The 12,268-nt window shown below is 43.5% G+C and carries 7 protein-coding genes; 1 reads left to right on the top strand and 6 read right to left on the bottom strand.

The features are described 5' to 3' along the window. Positions 1-160 precede the first annotated feature (160 nt). From N5O98_RS26100 to N5O98_RS26085, 4 genes are read right to left on the bottom strand one after another with little or no spacing between them, the layout of a single operon-like run. Positions 161-1,540: a sulfatase family protein gene (locus N5O98_RS26100; protein ID WP_118161512.1), complete on the bottom strand. Its 1,380-nt coding sequence runs from the start codon at positions 1,538-1,540 to the stop codon at positions 161-163. Positions 1,541-1,574: 34 nt separating this feature from the next. Further along, entirely contained in the window at positions 1,575-2,951 is a 1,377-nt protein-coding gene (locus N5O98_RS26095) for an arylsulfatase B (protein WP_118161513.1), read from the bottom strand. 55 nt (positions 2,952-3,006) lie between these two features. Continuing rightward, positions 3,007-4,377, bottom strand: coding sequence for a sulfatase family protein (locus N5O98_RS26090; protein ID WP_118161514.1), 1,371 nt, complete (start codon positions 4,375-4,377; stop codon positions 3,007-3,009). Between the two features lie 18 nt (positions 4,378-4,395). Continuing rightward, entirely contained in the window at positions 4,396-5,988 is a 1,593-nt protein-coding gene (locus N5O98_RS26085) for an arylsulfatase (protein ID WP_004299519.1), read from the bottom strand. Between the two features lie 230 nt (positions 5,989-6,218). On the opposite strand from N5O98_RS26085, the gene N5O98_RS26080 reads away from it, so the two are divergent. Further along, positions 6,219-8,780 (top strand): hypothetical protein, encoded by a 2,562-nt coding sequence (locus N5O98_RS26080; protein WP_022199696.1) that lies wholly within the window; start codon positions 6,219-6,221, stop codon positions 8,778-8,780. 125 nt (positions 8,781-8,905) lie between these two features. Here N5O98_RS26080 and N5O98_RS26075 read toward each other — a convergent pair whose 3' ends face one another. After that, positions 8,906-10,591, bottom strand: coding sequence for an arylsulfatase (locus N5O98_RS26075; protein WP_004310845.1), 1,686 nt, complete (start codon positions 10,589-10,591; stop codon positions 8,906-8,908). 37 nt (positions 10,592-10,628) lie between these two features. Beyond that, entirely contained in the window at positions 10,629-11,981 is a 1,353-nt protein-coding gene (locus N5O98_RS26070) for a sulfatase family protein (protein WP_004310846.1), read from the bottom strand. Positions 11,982-12,268 lie beyond the last annotated feature (287 nt).

The raw sequence follows: 12,268 nt of genomic DNA, 5'->3' as shown, positions 1-12,268 counted from the left end.
AGTGAATAAAATTAAAGCGGTAAAAAGACAGATGTACAATAGGGCAGGAATTAAACTACTGAGAGCGAAGATTATTTATTCACAATAGAAGAAGTACCACCAAATTTGACGAAGAACCCAAATCTCTTTCAGAGAGCAACAAGCGGTAGCATTACGAATATTATACATTGGCTGCTTTCTTCTGCCTATTCTTAGGAGCACGCGGCCGGTCTTTATCAGCTCCGGTATCATTTTGCTGTTTCATCCATTTTTGCAGTTCCATCGTCAGTTCTGCCTTCTTCTTACTATATTTCTTCACATCCGCCAAATTATTCATTTCAAACGGATCTTTCTTGATATCATATAATTCGAACTCGGGACGATTCTTATAGCGGTTCATGATTTTATGTGCCTGATCCGTGTCCTGTGCTTTCCACGAGAGATACCATTCTGCCTTTTCAATATGCTTTTCTACGTATGTTTCCTCCGGAGTCAAGTTCCAGATTAGACGATAGCGTCCGTCTGAAATAGAACGGATTGGATATGCCGGACCTTCCGGAACATTGTTGTGAACATGATAAGCATACTTATGGTGTGTCTTTGTTTTCCCTTGAAATACATCTACCAGACTCTTTCCATCTATTACGTCAGGCACCTTTCCGCCTGCAACATCGATAAATGTAGGAAGAAGGTCTTCATATTGCACAATAGCGGAAGTCTCCGTACCGGGTTTAATGACACCCGGCCAGGAAGCCACCATCGCCGACTTGACACCGGCGCTCCAATTAGTCCATTTGGCTCCGGCAAATTGCGTACCTTGCTCGGATATGAAAATGACAAGAGTGTTCTGCAGCAGATTCTTTTCTTTCAGAATCCGCATAGCGTCACCCACCTGCTGATCGAGCAAGCCGACTTCCGCCAAATATCTGGCATAGTATTCACGTGTTACTTCCGTGTCAATAAACTGTGGCGGCAACTGAAGTTTCTTCCGGTCGAAAACGGAAGCGTCACCACCTGTCCAGGGAGCGTGCGAATTAATAGAAGCCAAGACAAGGCAGAAAGGTTGGGAAGCATCACGTTCCATAAACTTCTCGATACCTTTGGTATGATAGTCAGTGTTTGGGCTTGTACATCCTTTGGGGAATCCCGGTACATCTTCGAACGGGAAGTTAGCCAAAGGTTTGATATGCCACTTCCCGGCCAATCCAACCCGATAACCCAGATTTCCCAGATAAGTAGGGAGAGATTTTACATAGGCATTGACCGAGCTATGGTTGGCGTAACCGCCATGATGCATCGGATACATACCTGTATAAACACAATGCCGGGTAGGCGTACTCATCGAAACAGAATTATACGCACTGTTGAACTTTATCCCCTGTCGAGCCAATGCATCTATATGGGGAGTCTTGTTGTTGACCGCTCCGAAACAGCCTATATCGTAATAGGAGCAGTCATCGGCTATGATTAATAATATATTAGGCTTTGAAGGAGTTTGGGCAAACCCGTTTCCTATCGCCAATCCGCCTAGGAGGCATAAACTAATCATTGATTTTTCCATCTTGTATTATTTTCAATTCATAGGGTTAACAGATTCAACGTACTACTTTCCATTCTTTAGGAGCTTTGAATCCGTCACGACCTTTACCGTAAGGTACTTCCGGTATACAAGGAGTGATCGTGTCATATTTCAGGGCAACCTCATACAAAGCTTTCACAATTTTCTCGTTTCCTGCGCTGGCATTTTTCTTTTCGTAAGGATCTGTTTTATAATCAACCAGGAAGTCCTGTTTCAAATCCAGTCCCGGTTTCATACCTTTTCTTATCAGTTTATAGTCTTTATTGACTACTGCTCCGTGTCCCAGATAAAAATCGCGGTCGATACAGGTCTTTTTACCGTTTAATACAGGGAGGATGCTGATACCGTCATATTCACGTTTCGGACGGCTGTGATCTCCGACCAAATCTTTCAATGTGGGAACAAGGTCAACAAAACCTGTCACCTGTGAACTCAAGTTCTTATATTGTTTCTCTGCTTTCTTCCAATAAAGAACAGCCGGCGCATGTACCCCTCCATCCCACTCGTCGAATTTATGTCCACGCAAAGGTCCTGATGAAGATCCCGGAACACTGGCTGTACCGTTATCACTAAAGAAGATAAAGAAAGTGTTGTCCATAATTCCTTTCTTCTTCAAGGCATCTACAATAGCACCGATTCCCCTGTCCATACAGGAAACCATTGCATTATAAGTCACTTTCTTCTGTTCTTTCGGTGTCAGGCTGTCGAATTTGTCAGTATAGAGTTTTATATCTTTTTCCTGTGCCTGCAAAGGGGTATGAGGTGCATTATAGGCCACATACAACATAAACGGACCTTCTTTCTCGTATGCATCGATACAGCGGATGGCTTCTTTGGTTATCAATTCGGTAGAATATCCTTTGTCGTGGCAGGTTTCCCAGTCGTTGTGCCAGTCCAGTTCACCTTCACGCGTCAGGTCGAAATAATCTATCGCACCGTTCAGATGACCATAGAAATGCGAAAAGCCCCTATTCATCGGATAATGCACTTTCTTGGTATGTCCCAAATGCCATTTACCAATAATAGCTCTGTTCTTATATCCGTTACGTGCCAGCATATCGGCCATCGTTTCTTCATTCTCATCCAGTCCGTCCTCACGCCAGGGCGGAATAACAGCCGAACGGACACCAAAGCGGTTCGGGTAACGTCCCGTCATCAGCCCCGCACGGGTAGGCGTACTGATGGGAGAAGTGTAAAAGCGTTCGAGTTCCACTCCTTCGCCCACCAGAGCATCCAGACAGGGAGTCTTGATTTCACTACCATGAAATCCTACATCACCCCAACCCAAATCGTCGGCCAATACAATCACAATATTAGGACGCTCTGTCTGCGCATGAAGAAATGCCGGAAGCAGAGTACATCCACAAAGCAAACCAAAAAATTCTTTTTTCATGATATACGATTTATAAATAACATTCTGTGTTTCATTCGTTTTGATGTGTGACGGTTTATTTTCTCTTTCCCGGCATGTGTTCGAAGGCACGCATCTCGGTAGGTTGTCCTTCGTCTCCACAATCCTTCATCCAGCGTTTCAGCTCTTTATCCAAGCGGTTGATGGTAGAAGCTTGTTTCGCGTCTTCCGCCAGATTTTTCATACAATACGGGTCGTTCTTCACATCATACAATTCGATAGCCGGACGATGCTGGTATTTAGTCGTCATCGCTTTTGCATGACTATCCGTTTCCGCCAGACTTTTCCACTCTTTAAACAAAGGAGATTTTGTTTCAACATTCTGGAAAGTGGCTTCCGGGGTGAGATTGACAATATATCTGTATCGGCCGTCGTATACCGAACGGATGCCATAATAAGGCGATCCGGCATTGATGCCTCTCGTGGTCTGAAGGGAGAAAGAATATTTCTTGTGTGCTTTCTTCTTGCCTGTCAATACCGGTTTAAAGCTTTCGCCATCTACTTTTGCCTGCGGCTTTCCTCCTATTATATCGACAAAAGTAGGGACAATATCTACGTATTCTACCAACGCGTCACTTACGCTTCCCGGCTTAACCACTCCCGGCCAACGAACGATACAGGCAGAGTGTACCCCCGCATCATAACAAGTCCATTTGGCAAAAGGCAGGCTGTTGCCTTGTTCACTCAAATATACGACAACAGATTTATCCGTCATTTTTTCCTGATCCAGGATAGAAAGGACATTACCAAATTCCTGATCCATATAATTGATCTCTGCCAGATAATGGGTAAACAACTCGCGAGTCTGGGGAATATCTACATACATAGGAGGCAGCGTCAGTTTGTCCGCATTAAATTGAGAGGCATCTCCTTTATTCCAGGGAGTATGCGGTTGATTGGAGGCTACAAACAGACAGAAAGGTTCGCCTTTCGCCTTGCAATCGGAAATAAATTTCTGAATTGCTTCAAAATTCAAGTCCCCACCTTTCAAAGGAGGTACATAAAGGTCGAAAGGAAATACTGATTTCGGGGCAATATGCGATTTCCCGATCAACGCGACTTTATAACCCAACGGTTGCAGATGATGTACAACGCTCAATGTTCCTTCATTGGCACAAGTGTGATTAGGGTAAGCCCCGCTGCGTACAGGCCATACACCTGTATATAGATTATGGCGGGTAGGCGATGACATCGGAACAGCCTGATAGGCTTGTGTGAAACGTACTCCCTGTGTGGCAAAGTGGTCGATATTCGGAGTCTTCGAATCAACACTGCCATAACAGCCCAGATCATAATGAGAACAGTCGTCGGCTATGAACAATAGGAAGTTCGGTTTTTCCGTTTGTTGGGCGAAAGACAGGCTAGTAGCTCCCAAGGCTACGGATGCACTTACTAGTAATTTATTCATTTTGTGTTCCTCCTTTATTTATTTCTTCGGATGTTTCGGTAATACAAAGTTTGCATTCGCCCATTTCTCCCATTCGGCAACTAACTTGGTAAGCACTTCAGGGTGCTGTTCTGCCAGATTGTTACGTTCGGTACGGTCTTTAACCACATCGTACAATTCCCACTCTTTTCCTTTTTCGTCGCGGATTGCTTTCCAGTTTCCCCAGCGGATCGCTCTATTGTTCTGATGTTCCCAATACATATATTCATGGATAGAGTCTGCTTTCTTTTGAATAGCAGGGAAAAGGCTGCTGCCTACCAATGGATATATTTTGTTTCCGCCGTGATAAGTTTCCGGATAGGCGGCTCCTGTTGCTTCCAGAATGGTCGGCATAATGTCCGGCAGATAACCGGGAACACGACACCATTCACCTTTCTTATTCTTCAGATTGCTTTTCCACGACACGATGAGAGGGGTAGAAATACCTCCTTCATAAGAGCGGCATTTGTATTTACGGAACGGAGTATTGGAAACCTGTGCCCATGCTCTTCCGTAAGAAGGGAACACGCTACAAGCCGGATTGTTGATTTCAGACACTTTCCCGCCTCCCAATTCAGCGTATGGCTCGGCACAAGCACCGTTGTCGGACAAGAACATGACAAGCGTGTTATCCAGTTTATGATTCTTCTTCAGGTAGTCCAGCAGTTTTCCTACATTATAATCTACACAATGCACCTGCGCTGCATAAACGGCCATCCGGTAGGCTACTTCATCTTTTTCCTTCTCTGTCAGCTCGTCCCATTTCCGATTTTCCCATTCGGCAAACTCTGTATTCGGATCAATAATTCCCAACTTAGTCATCCGTTTGCGTCTTGCTTCACGAATTTCATCCCATCCTTTCTCACGATAGATCTTCGTGAACTTTTGAATGTCTTCTTCTTTTGCCTGCAACGGCCAGTGAGGAGCGTTAAATGCCAGATATAGGAAGAAAGGTTTGTCATCTTTCTGTTCGTCAACAAAGCGGATTGCGTAATCGGTAAATGCATCTGTTGTATAATAGGGTGCTTCCGGCTCCGGAAGTTTTGTGTTGTCAAGGGTTAAGCCGCGTCCTCCCGATGGACGGAGATAACTGCAAGCTCCTGCCAAAATTCCGTAGAAGCGTTCAAATCCCCGTTGTAAGGGCCACTTTTCTTCTCCATGCATTCCCAAATGCCATTTACCTGCCATATAGGTATGGTAGCCGCCTTCTTTCAGAACTTCGGCTATTGTAACACAATTGCGGTTGAGGAATCCTTTGTATCCGGGTACACCCCAATCATTCGGACTCTTCTGGCCGGGATTTTTAAACGGGTCTTCGGACATCTGACCGATACCTGCCTGATGTTGATATAGCCCTGTCATTAAACTGGCCCGGGCAGGGCAAGAACGTGAAGTGTTGTAGAATTGTGTGAAACGTACTCCTTTGGATGCCAACGCATCAATATTAGGGGTCAGTATTTCTCCACCGTAGCAGCCGATATCGGAATAACCCATATCATCTACCATAATCAGTACGACGTTCGGCTTTTCCTGTGCCGAACAAAACGATGCCATCAGTAAGGGGGCAGTCATTAAGAAATTCTTCTTTACCATAGTATTATCAATTATCTGGAAAACAAAAATAGGGAAGTTTATGCAAAAGGAAGGAAAAATGCTAATCAATAAAGAACAAAATCAGGTATATATGCTATCCAACAGATATACAATGCGTCCATGAACTTTTATTTCTACTCTGAATAGTTTTTTTCCTTTATTGAACAATTAGTTTTCTATTTTTAGGTCAATATATTCTAACTTTGCATTTTAGTTAAAAACCTATTGAAATGAAAAACAAACGAATTCTTTTTCTTCTTTCTTTTTGCTTATCGCTAGCAATAGCATGGGGAGAGATTCCTCCTGCCAAAGTTATATTCCAACAATACATGAACCAAGCACAGACATTTGCCAACAACTTTCCACGAGAGAAAGCTTATTTGCATTTCGACAACACGAGTTATTATGTTGGAGATACGATCTGGTTCAAGGCTTATGTCACTCTCGCCGAAAAGCAGACTTTCAGTCCGATCAGCCGCCCCCTGTATGTGGAACTGGTGGATCAGACAGGACATATAACAGATAAACAAATCATTAAACTGACGCAGGGAGAAGGGAACGGACAATTCGTTCTTCCCCGTTCCATGTTATCCGGCTATTATGAGGTACGTGCCTATACCCGCTGGATGCTTGCTTTCAACGAACCGCAGTATTTCTCACGTACTTTCCCGATTTATCAACTGGCGAATAGTGATAAGCTGGAACGTAGTATCACAACTTACGAACTTAGTCCGTCAATGGAGAACCGTCCGTCGGAAACAAAGGAGAAGTTGAGTGTACGTTTTTTTCCCGAAGGAGGGCAATTAGTGGAAGGAGTGACTTCGCAAGTGGCTTTCAAGGCGGAGAGTAAAGATGAAGGGAATATAGAATTGTCGGGAACGCTCTATACCAAAGAAGGAGCAGAAATCACTTCTTTCGAGACTTTGCACGATGGAATGGGGCATTTTGAATATACGCCTTCTGCACAACCGGCTGTTGCCAAAGTCGATTTTCAAGGAAAGAAGTATGAATTTACCCTTCCACAAGCGTTGCCTAACGGGTATGTGTTGAGTACTGTCAACAATGCCGGTGCCCTTTTGGTGAAAGTATCCTGCAATGCCGCTACTCCTCAAGATACATTAGCTATATTTATCAGTCATCAGGGACGGCCGTATGTTCATCAATTGATTAGTTGCCGGGCGGACGCTCCACAAGAGTTCATTCTGCCTACCCGCAAACTACCGGCAGGTGTACTGCAAGTCAGCCTCATCAACCGAGCTGGTAATACGTTATGCGAGCGTTTTGTCTTTTCCAATCCACGTGCTCCTCTACAACTATCCGCAGAGGGCCTGAAAGAGGTGTATACTCCCTACGCTCCTATTCGTTGTGAGTTACAGGTAAAGAATGCCAAGGGAGAACCGGTATCGGGAGATGTATCAGTCAGCATCCGGGATGCCGTCCGGTCAGATTATCTGGAGTATGACAATAACATCTTCACTGATTTGCTGTTAACATCTGATTTAAAAGGATATATCCATCAGCCCGGTTATTATTTTGCATCACCGTCTCCCCGGAAGCAAACGGAACTGGATATATTATTAATGGTGCATGGATGGCGTAAATATGACATGAGCCAAGCCATTTCTACTGCTCCTTTCACTCCGTTGCAGTTACCGGAAGCTCAATTAGTGTTGAACGGGCAGGTTAAATCAACGATCCTCAAGAATAAGCTGAAAGATATAGCGCTTAGTGTGATAGTGAAGAAAGATGCCCAATTTATCACTGGAGGAACCGTGACCGATGAAAACGGTCGTTTCACCATTCCTGTAGAAGACTTTGAAGGAACCACGGAAGCGGTGATCCAAACCCGGAAAGTCGGTAAAGAACGCAACAAGGATGCATCCATCCTGATCGACCGTAATTTCTCACCTGCTCCCCGAGCCTACGGCTACAAGGAGCTTCATCCTAAATGGAAGGACTTGACCCACTGGCTACAAAAAGCCGAGAATTTTGATTCTCTATACATGGATTCTATCCGGAAAGTAGAAGGACTTTATGTATTGGATGAAGTGGAAATCAAAAGCAAACGCCGGCAAGGAAGTAATATGGCTACTAAAATCAATGAGAAAAGCATTGACGCTTATTACGACGTACGCCGTTCTGTAGATTTATTACGTGACAATGGGAAGATTGTCACAACTATTCCGGAATTAATGGAAAAGTTAAGTCCGCAATTCGATTGGGATCGTAGCAATGACAAGCTTACTTATCGGCAGAAACCAATCTGCTATATCATGGATAACCACATTTTATCCGAGACAGAAACTCAAATGATGTTGACCGAAGTGGATGGACTGGCTTCTATCATCATCAGCAAAGGAACCGGAGGCATTGATGACGACATCATTCAAAACACCAAAATGTCCGAAGTTACGGATAGTACGGGAGTGGATATCAGCAAACTGGACAAATACAGTGTTTTCTACCTGATTCCCCTACCCAGACGCGATGTATTGAACAAAAGTCAGACTGCCGTACTTGGTACCCGGCAAACAGTCATTCAGGGATATACTCATGCACTGGAATATTATTCACCTGCCTACCCGACCAAGGAATTGTATATGGATAAAGTGGACAAAAGACGGACGCTCTACTGGAATCCGTCTGTACGGACAGATGAAAATGGAAAAGCTGTGATTGAATGTTATAATAACCAATATTCCACTCCGGTGATTATTCAGGCGGAAACGATGAGTAAGGATGGACAAATAGGAAGTATGAAGTATTCTACAATCGGGCAAGCGGAGCAATAGTTCTTGTTGTAGATAACCTCATAGCAGATATTATTAATGGGGATGAAGTTATTCCTGATCCGGAATCCTTCATCCCCATTATTCTTTCAATGTTTCTATTCATTCCGTTTTAAATGGAATGACAGTTATTTCTTTTTCTGTCCCGGGTAAGGTTCTACCATGCAACGCTTAGCCCATGCTTCGTATGCTTTTGACATTTCTGCCACCTTCTCCGGATATTTAGCAGCCAGATCATGTTGCTCGCTCCGGTCTTCATTCAAATTGTACAATTCCCATTGAGAGTTATTTTTCGGGCGAACCAGTTTCCAGCCATCATTGGAAAGAAAAGCACGTTCGTTGAAGTGTTCAAAGCCCAGATAGTCGTGTCCCTTGCGATGTCCGGTCTTGAAGATAGGAAGTAAGCTCTTTCCTTCCATTGGAAGAATATCATGTCCTTTATAGGTAGTTGGATATTCAGCATCCGCTAAATCGACACAAGTAGCCATGATGTCCATTACATGCCCTATTTCAGATGTCATGCCACCCACGTTCTTTTTAATTCCTTTCGGCCAATGAGCAATCATCGGAGTACAGATACCTCCTTCATAAGATTTAGCTTTCCAAAAGCGGAATGGAGTATTCGCTACATTAGACCAACGGGCTCCCAATGAAGCGTATGTAGTCTGTGGTCCAGGCAATACCTGTTTATTACGCGGGTAAATGATTTTCTTTCCATCACGAGTCATATCCGGACGGTCGTTCTCTCCACCAGACATGTTCTGGCAGTCTTCGTTACTGCAACCATTATCAGACAAGAAAAGAATCAATGTATTATCAAGCTGTCCGGTCTTTTTCAAAGCCTCGATAATTTGTCCGATACCCTGATCTACACGGTCGATCATTGCAGCGTGAACGGCCATCGCACGGGCATCCCATTCTGCATGTGGATTATCTTCCCATTTGTCATGAAACTGACGTTCGGACAAAAAGTTATCCATTCCCGGGAAAACACCCAACTGCTTTTGACGTTCATAACGGGCATTACGGATAGCTTCCCAACCTACTTTATAAGTATCCTTATATTTCTCAATATCTTCAGGAAGTGCATGCAGCGGCCAATGCGGTGCTGTATAAGCCAAGTACATAAAGAATGGTTTATCATCCTTTGCATATTCTTCTACCTCCTGTACGGCACGTTCTGAAAGGGCTTGGGTTATATAATATCCTTTAGGTACTTCCTTTATAGGCACTTCACCTTCTACTAAACTGAACGGATCAAAGTAATCCACCACTCCATAAATAACTCCATAGTGAGAATCAAAGCCACGATTAACCGGATAATGACATAAATCAGAGAATGTATCATGGAAGACGCGATGTGCCAGCCATTCGCGTTGGTCCTTACGTAGAGGAGTCTCGGCAACATGCCATTTTCCAACCATACTGGTGGTATATCCTGCTCCCTTCAATACCTCGGCAATAGTAACGGCATTGCGAGAAAGTGTTCCACGATAGCCTGGTAAGTGAGCATCAAAGGTCATTCGTCCGATTCCGGCCTGATGTTGGTAAAGTCCTGTCAATAGGGAAGCACGAGTCGGGCAACTACGGCTTGCATTATAGAAATGATTGAATCGTACTCCTTTTTGTGCCAGTTTGTCCAAATTAGGAGTATGAATCTCGCTACCATAGCATCCCAAATCGGAATAACCAAGGTCATCTGCAAGAATGACCAGGATATTAGGACGTTTGTCCGACTTTTTCCCCTTCGCCTCTGCTGCAGAATGACCAGCAACCATCAAGGCGGTCGGTAATAGTAATAATTTAGAATTCATAAGTTTAATATTGGTTTATAATTTGTTTTTCACTGTATTACTCTTTTCCTTTATCTTTGTTTTTCTCAAACCATTTACATACTTTTTCGCCCAATTTAGCTACGATTTCCGGATGCGACTGCGCTACATCATTTTTCTCAAATTTGTCTTTTGCAATATCGTACAGCTGTGCATCGCTTCCGTCGCCATTTATCAATAGCTTCCAGTTGCCACTGCGTATAGCCAGATGAGGACTCCTATCGTTTGCATTTCCCGGTTTCTTAAAGAATTGGTTTCTACCGAAATCCCACATCAGGTCTGTTTTACGTTTAGCTTTCGATTTACCCAGAAGAACTTTATCATAATTTTGTCCGTCCCCCTGGTAACCTTTCTCTGTTTTAATTCCGGCTATCGCACATAGAGACGGATATAAATCGACTGCACACAACACACTCTCGTTATTCACTTGTCCAGCCTTTATTTTCTTGGGGTATTTTATAAGGAACGGCATGCGAATTCCACCTTCATAAAGGCTATTCTTCGTTCCTCTCAAATAGGCAGCACGAGCGGATTGGAAACTGGGTGCCGGTCCGTTGTCACTAGTGAAAATCACGATTGTATTTTCCGACAATCCCAACTCATCCAATGCTTTGATAAGACGTCCGATCTGTTTGTCCATTTCAGCAAGAACAGGGATGAAGGCTTCTTCCGTATTCCAGCTTTTGTTATCCTTTTGCTTAAATTCCGGTACCCAAGGAGTATGCATATCATCCGGCCAGAGATTCAAGAAGAAAGGCTGGTCTTTATGACGTTTGACAAAGTCAATACTCTTATTTACAAAGTATTCGGTACGTCTCCAGCGTTTTACACTGTCTTTAGCCGACCATATCCAGTTCGTAGCAGTAATTGCCGGTTCCGGATCCGGACTTTCATACGTTGATATATATTCGTCAAAACCATAATTCTTAATAGAAGGTGCATTGTGCACGTCGCGTCCACCTCCCATATGCCATTTACCTATATGTCCGGTAGCATAACCTGCATTTTGAAAAGCGCGTGCCATGGAAGGATTCTTGTCACTCAAAAAGTTACGTTGTTCACACTTTTTGTTGCTGGCTTTATTATTTAAAAAGGTATTAATTCCTACTTCTATGGGAAATTTGCCTGTTGTCAATCCGCAACGTGAAGGTGAGCTGACTGGTGCGGACGAGTAATACTGATTGAATAACAATCCGTCCTGCGCTATCTTATCAATATTCGGAGTAGGAACAAACTTACCCCCATAACAACCGATATCCCCGATTCCCATGTCATCTATATAAATGACGACTACATTAGGTTTTGTCTCTGCCTGCATACTGGCTACGGGTAATAAAGCTCCCAACCAAGGCAAATGTTTTTTGATGTTCATAATTATTCTGATTTAATTAACTGTACTTTTTGTCGGTTTCGTGTGACTGACTTACAGAACAAAAGTAGGGAAGTTTTTTAAGAGAAAGGGAAAAATACAAATCAATAAAGGAAAAAAACAGGTAAACAAAGATGAGGAACAGCTAATCTAAACCCATATATAAACAAAATAGAGGTTGTGTCAAAACGTTGGCACAACCTCTTTTATATTTTACAGTTCTGCTATATTTTCTTTTGGCTATGCTGCTTTTTCCTCATGCATTTGGCAACAAGTTGCTATATTCCAAT

It is taken from the genome of Bacteroides sp. LFL-34, from assembly GCF_027257075.1.
Classification (GTDB): domain Bacteria; phylum Bacteroidota; class Bacteroidia; order Bacteroidales; family Bacteroidaceae; genus Bacteroides; species Bacteroides ovatus.
This window is presented reverse-complemented; position numbering and strand designations above follow the sequence as displayed.